Origin of the sequence: Bradyrhizobium sp. CCBAU 11361 (genome assembly GCF_028128935.1) — a bacterium.
In the GTDB taxonomy this organism is placed as follows: Bacteria; Pseudomonadota; Alphaproteobacteria; order Rhizobiales; family Xanthobacteraceae; genus Bradyrhizobium; species Bradyrhizobium niftali.
In genome coordinates, this window is the sequence record NZ_LBJZ01000166.1 from 37169 (window position 1) to 51387 (window position 14219).

General features: G+C 64.8%; 16 protein-coding genes. 7 read left to right on the forward strand and 9 right to left on the reverse strand.

Annotation, left to right across the window (positions count from 1 at the left end):
* Positions 1 to 65 precede the first annotated feature (65 nt).
* On the forward strand, positions 66 to 1289 hold the full coding sequence (locus tag XI08_RS16835; RefSeq protein WP_442869833.1) for an MFS transporter: 1224 nt from the start codon (positions 66 to 68) through the stop codon (positions 1287 to 1289).
* A 212-nt stretch (positions 1290 to 1501) separates the two neighbouring features.
* On the opposite strand, the gene XI08_RS16840 is transcribed toward XI08_RS16835, so the two are convergent.
* The 6 genes from XI08_RS16840 to XI08_RS16865 form a co-directional block, all read right to left on the reverse strand.
* Positions 1502 to 2260, reverse strand: coding sequence for an SDR family oxidoreductase (locus XI08_RS16840; RefSeq protein ID WP_027547017.1), 759 nt, complete (start codon positions 2258 to 2260; stop codon positions 1502 to 1504).
* 26 nt (positions 2261 to 2286) lie between these two features.
* A complete protein-coding gene (locus tag XI08_RS16845; protein ID WP_011088363.1) occupies positions 2287 to 3045 on the reverse strand; it encodes a proteasome-type protease in 759 nt (252 codons plus the stop codon).
* Positions 3046 to 3152: 107 nt separating this feature from the next.
* Positions 3153 to 3560 (reverse strand): carboxymuconolactone decarboxylase family protein, encoded by a 408-nt coding sequence (locus XI08_RS16850; RefSeq protein WP_271575250.1) that lies wholly within the window; start codon positions 3558 to 3560, stop codon positions 3153 to 3155.
* An 89-nt stretch (positions 3561 to 3649) separates the two neighbouring features.
* The gene (locus tag XI08_RS16855) at positions 3650 to 4492 is read right to left on the reverse strand and encodes a transglutaminase family protein (RefSeq protein WP_271575251.1); all 843 of its coding nucleotides are present in this window, start codon (positions 4490 to 4492) and stop codon (positions 3650 to 3652) included.
* 128 nt (positions 4493 to 4620) lie between these two features.
* Entirely contained in the window at positions 4621 to 5565 is a 945-nt protein-coding gene (locus tag XI08_RS16860) for an alpha-E domain-containing protein (protein ID WP_027547020.1), read from the reverse strand.
* Between the two features lie 4 nt (positions 5566 to 5569).
* Positions 5570 to 6988, reverse strand: coding sequence for a circularly permuted type 2 ATP-grasp protein (locus XI08_RS16865; protein WP_092191572.1), 1419 nt, complete (start codon positions 6986 to 6988; stop codon positions 5570 to 5572).
* Between the two features lie 277 nt (positions 6989 to 7265).
* Between XI08_RS16865 and XI08_RS16870 the strand changes: the two genes are divergently transcribed.
* The 3 genes from XI08_RS16870 to XI08_RS16880 all read left to right on the forward strand — a co-directional run bounded on the left by XI08_RS16870 (position 7266) and on the right by XI08_RS16880 (position 9292).
* Positions 7266 to 8003, forward strand: a complete 738-nt coding sequence (locus tag XI08_RS16870) for a competence/damage-inducible protein A (RefSeq protein WP_271575252.1) — start codon at positions 7266 to 7268, stop codon at positions 8001 to 8003.
* Between the two features lie 38 nt (positions 8004 to 8041).
* Entirely contained in the window at positions 8042 to 8569 is a 528-nt protein-coding gene (gene gpt, locus XI08_RS16875; RefSeq protein WP_027547023.1) for a xanthine phosphoribosyltransferase, read from the forward strand.
* A 105-nt stretch (positions 8570 to 8674) separates the two neighbouring features.
* Positions 8675 to 9292, forward strand: coding sequence for a hypothetical protein (locus XI08_RS16880; RefSeq protein ID WP_271575253.1), 618 nt, complete (start codon positions 8675 to 8677; stop codon positions 9290 to 9292).
* Here the strand turns inward: XI08_RS16880 and XI08_RS16885 are convergent.
* Positions 9289 to 9513 (reverse strand): hypothetical protein, encoded by a 225-nt coding sequence (locus tag XI08_RS16885; RefSeq protein WP_271575254.1) that lies wholly within the window; start codon positions 9511 to 9513, stop codon positions 9289 to 9291. The genes XI08_RS16880 and XI08_RS16885 overlap by 4 nt on opposite strands.
* Before the next feature lie 5 nt (positions 9514 to 9518).
* Entirely contained in the window at positions 9519 to 10541 is a 1023-nt protein-coding gene (locus XI08_RS16890) for a methionine synthase (RefSeq protein ID WP_271575255.1), read from the reverse strand.
* Positions 10542 to 10675: 134 nt separating this feature from the next.
* Between XI08_RS16890 and XI08_RS16895 the strand changes: the two genes are divergently transcribed.
* The 3 genes from XI08_RS16895 to XI08_RS16905 all read left to right on the forward strand — a co-directional run bounded on the left by XI08_RS16895 (position 10676) and on the right by XI08_RS16905 (position 13094).
* Positions 10676 to 11377, forward strand: a complete 702-nt coding sequence (locus XI08_RS16895; protein WP_271575256.1) for a glutathione S-transferase N-terminal domain-containing protein — start codon at positions 10676 to 10678, stop codon at positions 11375 to 11377.
* A 131-nt stretch (positions 11378 to 11508) separates the two neighbouring features.
* The gene (locus tag XI08_RS16900) at positions 11509 to 12117 is read left to right on the forward strand and encodes a 2-hydroxychromene-2-carboxylate isomerase (protein WP_271575257.1); all 609 of its coding nucleotides are present in this window, start codon (positions 11509 to 11511) and stop codon (positions 12115 to 12117) included.
* Positions 12117 to 13094, forward strand: coding sequence for an NADPH:quinone oxidoreductase family protein (locus tag XI08_RS16905; RefSeq protein ID WP_271575258.1), 978 nt, complete (start codon positions 12117 to 12119; stop codon positions 13092 to 13094). Before XI08_RS16900 ends, XI08_RS16905 begins: the two co-directional genes overlap by 1 nt.
* A 118-nt stretch (positions 13095 to 13212) precedes the next feature.
* On the opposite strand, the gene XI08_RS16910 is transcribed toward XI08_RS16905, so the two are convergent.
* Positions 13213 to 14103 (reverse strand): crotonase/enoyl-CoA hydratase family protein, encoded by an 891-nt coding sequence (locus XI08_RS16910; RefSeq protein WP_027547030.1) that lies wholly within the window; start codon positions 14101 to 14103, stop codon positions 13213 to 13215.
* Positions 14104 to 14219: the final 116 nt, after the last annotated feature.

Below are 14219 nucleotides of genomic sequence, written 5' to 3' on the forward strand. Positions count from 1 at the left end.
GGCTCGTAACGATCAGGCGCGGACGGTCCAAAAGGGTGAGTCAGGAGCTAAGTGAAGAGCAGCCATTGCCGGCCAATTCGCCGGTCAGCGCCGGCGCGCTGCTTTCCCACCGCGCCTTCCTGTTCTTCCTGCTTTCGCGCAGCCTGTCGCGCTTTTCCAGCCAGATCGCGGCGGTCGCGATCGGCTGGCAGATCTACGACCTCACCGGTTCGGCCTTCGACCTCGGCATGGTCGGGCTCGTGCAGTTCCTGCCCACCGCGCTGCTGGTGTTCGTCGCCGGCCACGCCGCCGACCGTTTTGAGCGCAAGCGCGTGGTCCAGCTCTGCCAGCTCGTGGAAGCGGCGACCGCGCTCTATCTCGCCATCATCACCTATCTCGGTGCCGTCAGCGAAGTGCAGATCTTCATCGCGACCTTCGTGCTCGGCATCGCCGGCGCCTTCGAAAGCCCGACCACCGCGGCGCTGCTGCCGCTGATCGCGCCGCAGGGCTCGCTCCAGCGGGCAACGGCAGTCGCGAGCGGCGCGGGGCAGGTCGCGACCATCACGGGTCCCGCGCTCGGCGGTTTTGCCTACGCGGTCGCGCCGCATCTTGCCTATGCCGTGATGCTGCTGTTCTGGATTCTCGGGATGATCTTGACAGGCTTCATCCAGCCGCGCCCGCAGGCGGTGGCCAGGGAGGGGACGGGGTCGGACAACATCTTTGCCGGGGTCCGCTTCATCCGGCGCAATCCGGCGATCCTCGGCACCATCTCGCTCGACCTGTTCGCGGTGCTGTTCGGCGGCGTTACCGCGCTGTTGCCGATCTATGCCCGCGACGTCCTCCAGACCGGTCCGGTCGGGCTTGGCGTGTTGCGCGCCGCGCCCGCGGTCGGCGCGCTGCTGATGACCATGGTGCTGGCGCGTCACGCCATCTCGCGGCATGTCGGCTTGCGCATGTTCCAGGCCGTGATCGTGTTCGGCATCGCGACTATCGTGTTCGCGCTGTCGTCATGGATGTGGCTATCGGTGCTGTCGCTCGCGATCCTCGGTGCCGCCGACACGATCAGCGTCGTGATCCGCTTCTCGCTGGTGCAGCTGTCCACGCCGGACGAGATGCGCGGCCGGGTCGGCGCGGTGAATTTCCTCTTCATCAACGCCTCCAACCAGCTCGGCCAGTTCGAGAGCGGAGTGGCAGCCGCGCTGCTCGGTGCGATGCCGGCGGCAGTGTTCGGCGGCGTCTGCACGGTCGCGGTCGCGCTGCTCTGGATGAAGCTGTTTCCGAGCCTGCGGCGAGTGGAGAGTTTGGAGTAGGGGCTCGCTCTCTCCACTCGTCATTGCGAGGAGCTCTTGCGACGAAGCAATGCAGAATCCTGCCGCAGCGGCAGTCTGGATTGCTTCGCTACGCTCGCAATGACGATTGTGGAGATGGCGCAGGGGGTTACGTTGTCTCACCCCGCTTGCCGAAGGCAGGCCACAACCCCACGCCGCCTACTGTGCATGGGGTTGTTTTCGCGTTTTTTGGCTCAGCCCCGTCCGACGAACGGCATCTTGGTTGCCATCACCGTCATGGTCAGCACGTTGGCATCCAGCGGCAGGCCGGCCATGTAGGCGACGGCATCGCCGACCGCCTTGGCGTCCATGCGCGGCTCGTGCTTGGTGGTGCCGTCGGGCTGGAGCACGCCGGGGCCATTGACCATGCGATCGGTCATGGGGGTTGCCGCATTGCCGATATCGACCTGGCCGACCGCGATGTCGTACATGCGGCCGTCGAGATTGCTCGCCTTGGTGAGGCCGGTGATGGCGTGCTTGGTCGAGGTGTAGGCCGCCGAGAACGGTCGCGGCGCGTGCGCCGAGATCGAGCCGTTGTTGATGATGCGGCCGCCGCGCGGGGTCTGGTCCTTCATGATGCGGAAGGCGTGCTGGGTGCACAGGAACGGGCCGGTGAGGTTGGTGTTCACAACCGCCTGCCACTGCTCGAGGCTCAGATCCTCGAAGTTCACGGCCGGCGCGCCCATGCCAGCATTGTTGAAGAGCACGTCGAGGCGGCCATAGGTCGCCTTCACCTTGTCAAACAGCGCGGCGATCGAGTCCGGCTTGGTCATATCGGCGGTGACGCACAGGCTCTTGCCGGCGGGGCCGAGCTTCGCCGTCTCCTCGAGCATGTCGAGCCGGCGCCCGACCAGCACCACGGTGAAGCCGGTGTTCATCAGCGCCAGCGAGGCCGCGCGTCCGACTCCGGTGCCGGCGCCCGTCACCACTGCGATCTTTTTCGCTTCACTCATCGTTTCCTGCCTTTTCTCTCAAGTTGTCAGGTTTTGGGTTCTTTTTCGTTCTTGTAGGGCGGGCGCGGAATGTTCTGATGCGCGGCGCGCAAGGCTGCCGACCAGCGCGAGCGCAGATCGTGGAAATAGGGCTCGCCCGCCTCGATGCGGTGGTTGAGATCGGCATCGCAGGCGTCGGCGCGCACCACCAGCACGTCGATCGGCAGGCCGACGCCGAGGTTGGAGCGCATGGTCGAGTCCATCGAGATCAGGCCGGTCTTCAGCGCCTCGTAGAGCTCGACGTCGTAGTGCATGGCGCGGTCGAGCACCGGCTTGCCGTATTTGTGCTCGCCGATCTGCAAGTAGGGCGTGTCGGTGGTGCACTCGATGAAATTGCCGGCGGTGTAGACCATGAACAGGCGCATGCGCGCCCCCTTGATCTGGCCGCCGAACAGGAAGGAGACGTCGAACGAGACGTCCTCGGACTTCAGCGCCGGGCCTTCGGTCGCATGTACCGCCCGGATCGCCCGGCCGATGCGCTGGGCGGCCTGGAACATGGTCGGCGCGTTCATCAGCGTCTCGATCTCGCCCGTGTTGGGATCCTCGAGGCCTTCGGTCAGTGTGGACAGCACCGACTGGCTGATGGCGAGGTTGCCGGCGCTGGCGATCGCCATGATGCGGTCGCCGGGCTTGGAGAAGATATGCAGCTTGCGGAAGGTCGAGACGTTGTCGAGGCCGGCATTGGTGCGGGTATCGGCGATCATCACCAGACCGTCCCGAACCAGGATTCCGCAACAATAGGTCATTTCCAGTCCCCGAACGCGTTTGCGCGGAATTACTAGCCAATTTCGGGGAGGCATGAAACCCCCGATTCCCGCGGGGAGGGCGTCATTCCGGGGCGCGACTGCTGACCTCAGTCAGCGGCATCGACGAGAAACGCCTCGTCCACGGGAACGCCGAGCGCCGTGACCAGCCGGTTCGTCTCCGCGGCCATGCCGACGATGGCGAGCAGTTCGCCATATTCGGCCTCGGTCATGCCCTTGGCCCGTGCGCCGGCAGTGTGCGAATGGATGCAGTAGCTGCAGCCATGCGCCACCGAAACCGCGACATAGAGCATTTCCTTGACCTTGGGATCGAGCGCCCCCGGCGCCATCACCTCCTTGATGCTCTCCCAGGTCCGCCGCAGCGTCTTCGGATCGTGCGCCAGCGCGCGCCAGAAATTGTTGACGAAATCCGACTGTCGAACCTTGCGGATGTCGTCGAAAACGGCCCGCGCTTCGCTGGAGAGCTCATCGTCCGAAAGCAGCCTTACGGTCGCCATGGGTACCTCGCGGGTCGGGTGTGACCTTGCGATTGTAGCACGGCTCATGCGGTCGGCCGGCAGCACGTCGTGGCGAGATGCGGCTATGCCTAGCTCTGCCGCTGTGACTGTGATTGCCCGCCGCGGCCGGCCTGCTCGACCTTGACGGCCACAGACAGCGTTTCCGTGCCGCCGCCATAGCGGGTGCCGCGCACGGGGGCTGCGCCGAGATAGTCGAGCCCGATCGCGACGCGGACATGGGCGTCGGTGGCGCAAATGCTGTTGGCGGGATCGAAGCCGACCCAGCCGAGATCGGGAACATAGGCCTCCGCCCAGGCATGGCCGGCATCCTGGTGCAACGTGCCGTCCGAGCGCAGGAAATGGCCGGAGACGAAGCGGGCCGGCACGCCGCCGGTGCGGGCGCAGGCGATGAAGATATGCGCGTAGTCCTGGCAGACGCCGCGCTTGAGCGTGAAGGCTTCCGCCGCCGACGTACCGCTGTTGGTCGGATCCTCGTCGAACGTCATGTGGTCGCTGATCTCACTCATCAGCGCATGCAGGAAGCCGAGCGTGTCGCTCTCTGCCTCGCTGCGCAGCTGGCGTGCCACCGCCGCCATCGCCGGGTTGACTTCGGTCAGTTCCGTCGAGCGCAGGAACATGCCGGCCGGAAAGCGCTCGTCGGCGCCGCGCAGCACGCCGCCGGTGTCGTGGGTTTCGATCAGTCCCTCGGCCGTGATCTTGATGTCGCCGACAGGGCCGCAGGACAGCACATGGGTGACGTTGCCGAAGGCGTCCTCATGGGTGTCGAGCTTGGTGTCGGTCGAGACGTCGATCTGCCATTCCGCCACATACTGCCCGTCATGGCTGCACGGCGTCATGCGCAGGATCTGGATCACGCTGGTGGCCGGCGGCTCGTAGCGATAGGTGGTGGTGTGCTGGATTCGCAGGCGCATGATGGACCGTTGTTCTGGCGTCATTCCGGGGCGGTGCACAGCACCGAACTATGGTGCGCAATTGCGCACCTGAGAATCTCGAGATTCCGGGTCTGGTCCTTCGGACCATCCCGGAATGACGGCGTGTATCAGATCAAATACTGCTTCGTGATGATTTCGCCCAGCCTGGAATTGTCCGCGATGAATTCCTGAATGAATTCATGCACCCCGTGCTGGAAGATGTCGTTCATATTGCTGTGTTCGAGCCGGTTGCGGATGCCGCGGGCGTGGCGCTGGGCCGGGCCCTGGCGGCCGTAGGCGACGCCGATCTGGTCGAGATTGCGCACGAGGTTGCCGTAGCAGCTGGCCAGCGAGCGGGGCAGCGTGTCGTTGAGGATCAGGAGATCCGCGATCAGCCAGGGCTTCAGCGTCTCGCGATACACCCAGTGATAGGCGGTCAGCGCCGAGACCGAGCGCAGGATCGAAGTCCACTGGTAGAAGTCGAGCGGGCCGCCGACATGCTCTTCCTCGGGCAACAGCACGTGGTACTTCACGTCGAGAATGCGCGCGGTGTTATCGGCACGTTCCAGATGCACGCCCATCCGCGAGAACCAGTAGGCGTCGTTGCGCAGCATGGTCCGGTAGGCCGAACCATCGAAGCGCAGCGAGGTCTCCTGCACGAAGCGCAGGAACTTGGCGAGATCCTCGCGCGTCGAGGTGCCTTTGTTCCAGACCTCCTGCAATTCGATCCAGGCCGAGTTGATCGTGTCCCACATCTCGCTGGTGAGCGCGGTGCGCACCGAGCGCGAGTTCAGCCGCGCCGCCTCGATGCAGTTCCTGATCGAGGACGGATTGTTCGGCGAGAACGAGAGGTATTCGACGACGTTGTGCTCGTTGGCTTCCTCGTAGGTCTGATAGAAGCTTGCGGCGACGCCAGCGGTCAGCAGCGCCGAGTCCCATTCGTTGGTCTTGCCGATATAGGCGGCGGGAAGCGCGGTGACGCGCAGCGTCGCATCGATGGTGCGCGCGAGATATTCGGCCCGTTCGACGTAGCGGGCGAGCCAGTAGAGGTTTTCGGCGGTACGCGACAGCATCTGACTACTCGTCCAAAATCCAGGTGTCTTTGGTGCCGCCGCCCTGGCTCGAATTCACCACCAGGGAGCCTTCCTTCAGCGCGACGCGCGTGAGCCCGCCCGGCACGATCGTGGTGCTCTTGCTGCCGGTGAGCACGAACGGCCGCAAGTCGACATGGCGCGGAGCAAGGCCGGTGGCCGTGCAAGTCGGGCAGGTCGAGAGCGCCAGCGTCGGCTGCGCGATAAAGCCTTCCGGCTCGCGCTTGAGCTTCTCGCGGAAGGCTTCGATGGTCGCCTTCGTCGCGGCGGGCCCGATCAGCATGCCGTAGCCGCCGGAGCCGTGCACTTCCTTGACGACGAGCTCGCCGAGATTGTCCAGCACATAGGCGAGGTCCTTCGGCTCGCGGCAGCGCCAGGTCGGCACGTTCTTCAGGATCGGCTCCTCGCCGAGATAGAACTTCACGATGTCAGGCATGTAGGAGTAGATCGCCTTGTCGTCGGCAATGCCGGTGCCGACCGCGTTGGCGAGCGTGATGTTGCCGGCCGCATAGGCCGACATCAGCCCGGGCACGCCAAGCACGGAGTCAGGCCGGAAGGTGAGGGGATCGAGGAAATCGTCGTCGACGCGGCGATAGATCACGTCGACTCGTTTCACACCCTCGGTCGTCCGCATGAACACTTCGTTGTTCTTGACGATGAGGTCGCGGCCCTCGACCAGCTCGATGCCGAGCTTGTCGGCGAGGAAGGAGTGCTCGTAGTAAGCGGAGTTGTAGACGCCCGGCGTGAGCAGGGCGACCGTCGGCTCGCCCGAGGCGCTTTGCGGCGCCACGGAGCGCAGGGCCGCGAGCAGCTCGTCCGGATAGCGCTCGACCGGCGCCACGCGGTGGCGGGCGAACAGATCCGGAAACAGCCGCATCATGATCTCGCGGTTTTCCAGCATGTAGGACACGCCCGAGGGCGTCCGCGCATTGTCCTCCAGCACGATGAAGTCCTCGGCGTCGACCCGGACGATGTCGATGCCGGCGATGTGCACGTAGACGTCGTGCGGCACCTGCTGGCCGTTCATCTCGGGGCGGAACACCGGGTTCTGGAAGATCAGATCGTCGGGCACGACCTCGGCGCGGAGGATGTCGCGGCCGTGATAGATGTCGCGCAGGAACATGTTGAGCGCGCGCACGCGCTGCTTCAGGCCCCTCTCCAGCAGCGCCCATTCCTTGCCCGACATGATCCTGGGGATCACGTCGAAGGGGATCAGGCGCTCGGTCGATTCCGAATCGCCGTAGACGGCGAAGGTGATGCCGATCCGGCGGAACAGGAGCTCGGCTTCCTGGCGGCGATATTCGAGCGCCTCGGGAGGCGTCTCCTTGAGCCAGCGCGCCAGCTCCTGATAGGCGGGGCGAAGGTCCCCGCCGGGAATATTCATTTCATCAAACGCGACTGCCATAGATCCCGACTTGTCTCCGCAAGGCGTTGCGCCATTTCACAGGTCGTCAGGCCTTGGTGAAGACCGCAACGTCCTGGCCATGCGGCAAGAGTGCATGACTTTCAGGTGGTAGCAAGGGCCGGGCCAGCGCGATAAGCATGGACTGGCAGCATTTACCGGGGATAGCAGGCAGCTTGCCTGAAAAAATGGCTGAGGACTGCTTATTTCGGCAGCAAAACCGCGTGACTTCAACGCGTTACCTCGGCAAAGTCGGCGTTACAGGTGAGGGACTTAAGGCATGAGCGAGATCGTCACGGCGGGCATTCTGGTCATCGGGGACGAAATCCTGTCCGGCCGGACCAAGGACAAGAACATCGGCTTCATAGCCGAATATCTGACCAATATCGGTATCGACCTGAAGGAAGTCCGGGTCGTCTCCGACGACGAGGACGACATCATCGCCGCATTGGATGCACTGCGGCACCGCTACAATTACGTCTTCACCACCGGCGGCATCGGGCCGACCCATGACGACATCACCGCCGATAGCGTCGCCAAGGCGTTCGGCGTCGGCATCGACCACCACCCCGAGGTGGTCGCCCGTTTCCGCGAACGCTGGAGCGAGCAGGACCTCAACGAGGCCCGCCTGCGCATGGCCCGCATCCCCGACGGCGCCGAGCTGATCCAGAGCGCGACCATCCTCGCGCCCGGCTTCAAGATCGGCAATGTCATCGTCATGGCGGGCGTGCCGTCGATCATGCAGGCGATGATGGACATCGTCTCGCCCAAGCTGAAATCGGGCGTGCGCATGCTCTCCGAATCGGTCCGCGCCAATGCGCGGGAGGGCGACATCGGCAGCCCCTTGCGGGCGATCGCCGCCGCCCATCCCGACACCATCATCGGCAGCTATCCCTTCATGGACGAAGACTCGAAGCCGAACACCAATCTGGTCGTGCGCTCGCGGGATGCAGATAAGCTGACGGCGGCGATGGCTGCGGTGAAGGAAATGCTGGCAGGATTGAACATCACCCGGTAGCAGAAAGGCTGCCGGACGACGATTGGCAGGAGAGGACGATGGGCGGTGAAGCACCGGAACTGAGCGAGCAGGAGCGGGCAGGCAAGGCCTTTCCGGTCTCGTGGGATCAGTTCCACCGGGATTGCCGGGCGCTGACCTGGCGGCTCAACGAGGTCGGTCCGTTCCACGCGGTGATCGCGATCACCCGCGGCGGCCTGGTGCCGGCCGCGATCGTCGCGCGCGAACTCGGCGTGCGCGTGATCGATACGGTCTGCATCGCCAGCTACGACCACACCAAGCAGGGCGACCTCCAGGTCCTCAAGGGCATTTCAGAAGCTGCCATGAAGCTCGGCGGCGGTACCGGTAAGGGGCTGTTGATCGTCGACGACCTCGTCGACACCGGCAAGACCGGCAAGCTGGTGCGCGAGATGCTGCCCGACGCGCATTTCGCCACCGTCTACGCCAAGCCGAAGGGGCGTCCGCTGGTGGACACCTTCATCACGGAGGTGTCGCAGGACACCTGGATCTTCTTCCCCTGGGACACCGCGCTGTCCTACCACCCGCCGCTCCGCGACGGGGCGGCGTGAGAGACGCCGTCATTGCGAGCGAAGCGAAGCAATCCAGAAATGCATCCGCGGAAATAGTCTGGATTGCTTCGTCGCTTCGCTCCTCGCAATGACGGGCGTGCACCCATGCCCCTGCAAAACCGCGTCACGCCCGCCGGCGAGATCATCGCCACCCCGCACCGCGGCATGTTCACCGGCAATCGCGGCATCATCCACGATCCCGCGACGAAGACGCTGCTGAAGAAGCGCTGGTCGTCGCCGGCCTGGATCACGTGCCTCTGCGAATTCCGCGGCTGGCGGCGGCCGGTGATGGCGCGCCGGAGCTGGACCGAGCTGTTCTTCCTCGACGAAGCCACCGCTTTTGCCGCGGGCCATCGGCCGTGCTTCTTTTGTCGCCGCGACGATGCCAGACGCTTTCGCAGCGCCTGGGAAGCGGGGAATGCTGCAAGCGACGTCAGCGCGAAGGCGATCGACACCGTGCTGCATCGCGAGCGCCTCAATCGCGGCAAGAAGCAGCTGCATGCGCTGCCGATGCCGCTCGCAGACTTGCCCGACGGCGCGATGGTGCAGCAGGGTGAGGAGAGTTTTCTGGTGGCGCAGGGCAGGGCGCTGTTGTGGTCGCCGGCAGGCTATGCGCCTGTTAACCGCGAACTCGCCGACGCAAAGCTGCTGACTCCGCCTTCCACGCTGCGCGCGATCATGGCCGGGTATCGGCCTGTGCTGCATCCGACAGCGCGCAGCTAGCGCAGCGGCTTACCCCCTTCATCTACGGTCATCCGCGCATCGCGCAGCGCCCATTCGCGGATCACCTGGCGGCAGCGGGTCAGCTCTTCGCTGGCGATGTTCGCATCCTTCGACGCCCGCTCGACCATGGCCTTGCAGTTGACGAGCACGGAGCGGTCCTCCGCGCATGCCAATGCCGTGGTCGCGACGAGTGCAGCGATGACCATCGCTGAACGGATCACCGCAACTACCCCAGCTTCTCGCGCGCCAGCGCGGCACCGGCACCGAGCGCCATCAGCTTGGCTTCGGCGATCTCGCGCCGCATCGGCGCCATGCCGCAATTGGTGGTGGCGATGATGTTGCTCTTGGGAACGAACTTCGACACCGCGTCGATCACCTGCACGACGTCCTCGGCCGTCTCCACCGTGTCGCTGGCGACGTCGATCACGCCGGCCTGCACGATCTTGTTCTTGAGCAGCGCGAGCAGGTCGAGCGGCACTTTCGAGTTACGGCACTCGATCGCGACCTGCTGGATCGGGCTGGCGTCGATCGCGGGGAAGATCTGCTCGTATTGCCGCCACTGTGCGCCGAGCGTCTCCTTCCAGTCGGTATTGGCCTTGATGCCGTAGCCGTAACAGATGTGCACGGCGGTGGCGCAGGTCAGGCCTTGCGCGGCGCGCTCCAGCGCCTTGATGCCCCAGTCGTTGACCTCGTCCATGTAGACATTGAAGGCAGGCTCGTCGAACTGCACGAGATCGACGCCGTCGGCCTGGAGCGCCTTGGCTTCCTCGTTGAGCAGTTCGGCGAACGCAAAGGCCATCTTGACGCGGTCGCCATAGTAGCGATCGGCAATCGTGTCGATGATGGTCATCGGGCCGGGCAGTGTGAATTTCAGCTTCTTCTTGGTGTGCGTACGCGCGACGGACGCCTCAAAAGCATGGACGCGGCCCTTGAGCCGGAGCGGCGCGACCACCTGCGGCACCATCGCCTTGTAGCGGTCCTTGCGGATGCCCATCTCGACCTTGTGGGCGAAATCGATGCCGTCGAGCTTCTCCAGGAAGCCGTGCACGAAATGCTGGCGGGCCTGCTCGCCCTCGGTGACGATGTCGATGCCGGCGTCCTCCTGGATCTTCAGCCAGATCAGCGTCGCGTCGCGCTTGGCGCGGAGCAGCTCATCGCCTTGCGACTTCCAGGGCGCCCAGAGCATGTTGGGCTCGGCGAGCCATTCGGGCTTCGGCAAGGAGCCGGCGATTGTGGTTGGAAACAGCATGGCGGCCCTCCCGGCAGGTTATGTTGCGCCTCTTCCTGCCATGTCCTAACGTCAAGGTACAGAACAACAAAAGTCGCTTTCTATTCCAGCGGCGACGACGGGGAAGGCCCAAAGGAAAGGCCAACGGAAAGGTCATGATCGATCTCTATTATGCGCCGACGCCGAACGGCTGGAAAATCTCGATCATGCTGGAGGAACTCGGGCTCCCCTATCGCGTGAAGCCCGTCAACATCCGCGCCGGCGAACAGTTCAACCCCGAGTTTCTCGCGATCAGTCCGAACAACCGCATTCCCGCCATCGTCGATCACGAACCCGCTGATGGCGGCGCACCTTTCTCGGCCTTCGAGACCGGCGCGATCCTGATCTATCTGGCGGAGAAGACCGGCCGCTTCCTGGCCGGAGACTTGCGCGGCCGCTCCACCACCATCCAGTGGGTGATGTGGCAGATGGCGGGGCTCGGGCCCATGCTCGGCCAGCACGGTCATTTCGCGCTCTATGCGGCCGAGAAGATCCCTTACGCGATCGAGCGATACCGCGACGAGGCGGCGCGACTCTATGGCGTGCTCGACCGGCAGCTCGGCAAGACCGGCGCCTATGTCGCCGGTGACTATTCCATCGCCGACATCGCCTGCTTTCCCTGGACCATGACCCACAAGGCGCAGGGCTTTACGTTAGAGGACCATCCGAACGTGAAACGCTGGTACGCGGAGGTCCGCGCCAGGCCGCAGGTGCAGGCGGGGCTTGCGATCGGCAAGTTCGTCAAGGAGCCGTTCGACGAGGAATCACGGAAGATCATGTTCGGCCAGCGTGCGAAGGAAGTGTTGGGAAAGAAGTAGCGCTCGTCATTCCGGGGCGCGACGAAGTCGCGAGCCCGGAATCCATCGGGCCGCAGTGACTGCGGTGAAATGGATTCCGGGCCTGCGTCTTGCGGCGCATCCCGGAATGACAGACATACAAAGGAAACGCCATGATCGAATTCTTCTTCGACTGTTCCAGCCCCTGGACCTATCTCGCCTTCCACAACATCCAGCCGCTGGCCAGGGAGCTCGGCGCGGAGATCGTCTGGCGGCCGATCCTGGTCGGCGGCATCTTCAACACGGTCAACCCCAGCGTCTATGCGCAGCGCGAGATGCCGGTGCCGCTGAAGGCGCGCTACATGACGAAGGACCTGCAGGACTGGGCGCGCTCGGCCGGCCTGTCGATCAAGATGCCGCCGACGGTGTTCCCGGTGAACAGCGTCAAAGCGATGCGCGGCTGCATCTGGTTGGGCCAGGACGTGGTGCCGTTCGCGACCGCCGTGTTCGAGGCCTATTGGGGCGGCGACAAGGACATCTCGCAGGACGCGGTGCTCGCCGGGATCTGCAAGACGGTTGGCATCGACGAGCAGAAGTTCTTTGCCGGAATCGCGGAGCAGGGGATCAAGGACCAGCTCAAGGCCAATACCGAGGAGGTCGTCGTGCGCGGCGGCTTCGGCTCGCCGACGATCTTCGTCGACAAGACCGACATGTATTTCGGCAATGACCGCCTGCCACTGATCCGCGAAGCGCTGCTGCGCCGCAAGGCGAGCGCGGCCTGATGGTGCGCGCTGTCGTCTGCCGCGAACTCGGCGCGCCCGAAACGCTGCGGCTGGAGGAGTTTCCCTCGCGTGCTCTGAAGCCGGGCGAGGTGCGCGTCGCGATCCGCGCCGCCGGGCTGAATTTTCCCGACGTGCTGATGGCGGCCGGGGAATATCAGCTCAAGCCGGAGCTGCCGTTCACGCCCGGCATGGAGGCCGCCGGCGACGTGACCGAATTGGGCACGGAGGCGAACGGCGTTGCCGTCGGCGACAAGGTGATCGTGAAGATGCGACACGGCGCCTTCACCGATGAAGCGGTTGTCGCGCCGTCGCAGCTCACGCCGATGCCGTCGACGTTCGACTATGCTGAGGCTGCGACCTATCTCGCCGGCCACGGTACCGCCTATCACGCGCTGATCGACCGCGGCCGCGTCGAACCCGGCGAAGTTCTGCTCGTGCATGGCGCCGGTGGCGGCGTCGGCCTTGCCGCCGTCGAGATGGGCAAGATGCTGGGCGCGACCGTGATCGCGACCGCCTCCAGCGACGAGAAGCTCGCGATTGCAAAGGCGCGCGGCGCCGATCATCTCGTGCGCTACGACCGCGAGCCGTTTCGCGATGCCGTCAAGCGCATCACCGACGGACGCGGCGCCGACGTGGTGTTCGATCCGGTTGGCGGCGAGGTGTTCGAGAATTCGATGCGCTGCATCGCCTGGGGCGCGCGGCTGCTGGTGATCGGCTTCACCGGCGGGATCGGCTCGGCCAAGACCAATCTGCTGCTGATCAAGGGGGCGAGCGTGCTCGGCGTGCGCGCCGGAGAGGCCGTGCGGAAGAATCCTGCGCTCGGCGAGGTGCGCCTGAAGGCGCTGCTTCAGTGGGCGGAGGAGGGCAAGCTGCGCCCCAACGTCTCGCACCGCCTGCCGCTCAAGGATTTTGCGCAGGCGATGCGGTTGTTGATCGACCGCAAGGCGATCGGGCGCGTGGCGCTGGTGATGGAGTGACTTTCATCACCGTCATTCCGGGGCGCCCGAAGGGCGAACCCGGAATCTCGAGATCCCCAGGTGCGCAATTGCGCACCATAGTTCGATGCTTCGCATCGCCCCGGGATGACGCTTCGCGTCACTTATACTCCCGCTCCGTCCACCACGGGAAATAGTCCGGCATGTCGCTGGACACCTTGTTCTTGAACTGCGCCGGGCGCTTCTCCAGGAACGACACCACGCCTTCCCTAACGTCGTCCGAGCGGCCGCGGGTGTAGATGCCGCGGCTGTCGACCTTGTGGGCTTCCATCGGATCGTCCGCGCCCATCATGCGCCACATCATCTGGCGGATCAGGGCGACCGACACCGGCGCCGTCTTCGCCGCGAATTCCTTGGCGAGCGCGCGGGCGGTCGGCAGCAGATCATCCGGCGGCACCACCTTGCTGACGAGACGCCCCGCAAGCGCTTCCTGCGCCGGGAAGACGCGGCCCGAATAGCACCACTCCAGCGCCTGCGAGATGCCGACGATGCGCGGGAGGAACCAGCTCGAGGCGGCCTCCGGCACGATGCCGCGCTGCGAGAACACGAAGCCGAAACGCGCAGCGTCGGAGGCAATGCGGATATCCATCGCGAGCTGCATGGTGACGCCGATGCCGACGGCAGGGCCGTTCACCGCGGCGATCACGGGCTTGAGGCATTTGAAAATACGCAGCGTCACCTGGCCGCCGCCGTCGCGCACCTGCGGATCGCTGTAATCGACCTTGCCGTCGGCGAGGCGCTTCACGGGCCCGCGCCGCGCGTCGCGATCAAACGTATCGGCGCCGGAAGAGAGGTCGGCGCCCGCGCAAAAGCCGCGGCCCGCGCCGGTGACGATGATGGCGCGGACATTGTCGTCCTTGTCGGCGGCGTCGAAGGCGTCGATCAGCTCTGCCTGCATCTGCGCGTTGAAGGCGTTGAGCTTGTCGGGCCGGTTCAGCGTGATGGTGAGGATCTGCTCGGCGACCTCGTATTTGATGGTCTCATACGCCATTGGTGGTTTCCTTCCCTGTCATTTCTTGAATCAATTCTGTCATCGCCGGGCTTGACCCGGCAATCCATCTTTTTTGAAGAGGATGGATGCGCGGGTCGAGCCCGCGCATGACGAGT

What these genes read in the sequence shown, in the direction of transcription:
- XI08_RS16880 (WP_271575253.1), top strand. Translation starts at nt 8,675, where the DNA reads ATGCCCCTGCAAAACCGCGTCACGCCCGCCGGCGAGATCATCGCCACC.
- XI08_RS16845 (WP_011088363.1), bottom strand. Translation starts at nt 3,045, where the DNA reads ATGACCTATTGTTGCGGAATCCTGGTTCGGGACGGTCTGGTGATGATC.
- XI08_RS16855 (WP_271575251.1), bottom strand. Translation starts at nt 4,492, where the DNA reads ATGCGCCTGCGAATCCAGCACACCACCACCTATCGCTACGAGCCGCCG.
- XI08_RS16890 (WP_271575255.1), bottom strand. Translation starts at nt 10,541, where the DNA reads ATGCTGTTTCCAACCACAATCGCCGGCTCCTTGCCGAAGCCCGAATGG.
- XI08_RS16865 (WP_092191572.1), bottom strand. Translation starts at nt 6,988, where the DNA reads ATGGCAGTCGCGTTTGATGAAATGAATATTCCCGGCGGGGACCTTCGC.
- gpt (WP_027547023.1), top strand. Translation starts at nt 8,042, where the DNA reads ATGGGCGGTGAAGCACCGGAACTGAGCGAGCAGGAGCGGGCAGGCAAG.
- XI08_RS16905 (WP_271575258.1), top strand. Translation starts at nt 12,117, where the DNA reads ATGGTGCGCGCTGTCGTCTGCCGCGAACTCGGCGCGCCCGAAACGCTG.
- XI08_RS16840 (WP_027547017.1), bottom strand. Translation starts at nt 2,260, where the DNA reads ATGAGTGAAGCGAAAAAGATCGCAGTGGTGACGGGCGCCGGCACCGGA.
- XI08_RS16870 (WP_271575252.1), top strand. Translation starts at nt 7,266, where the DNA reads ATGAGCGAGATCGTCACGGCGGGCATTCTGGTCATCGGGGACGAAATC.
- XI08_RS16910 (WP_027547030.1), bottom strand. Translation starts at nt 14,103, where the DNA reads ATGGCGTATGAGACCATCAAATACGAGGTCGCCGAGCAGATCCTCACC.
- XI08_RS16860 (WP_027547020.1), bottom strand. Translation starts at nt 5,565, where the DNA reads ATGCTGTCGCGTACCGCCGAAAACCTCTACTGGCTCGCCCGCTACGTC.
- XI08_RS16850 (WP_271575250.1), bottom strand. Translation starts at nt 3,560, where the DNA reads ATGGCGACCGTAAGGCTGCTTTCGGACGATGAGCTCTCCAGCGAAGCG.
- XI08_RS16895 (WP_271575256.1), top strand. Translation starts at nt 10,676, where the DNA reads ATGATCGATCTCTATTATGCGCCGACGCCGAACGGCTGGAAAATCTCG.
- XI08_RS16900 (WP_271575257.1), top strand. Translation starts at nt 11,509, where the DNA reads ATGATCGAATTCTTCTTCGACTGTTCCAGCCCCTGGACCTATCTCGCC.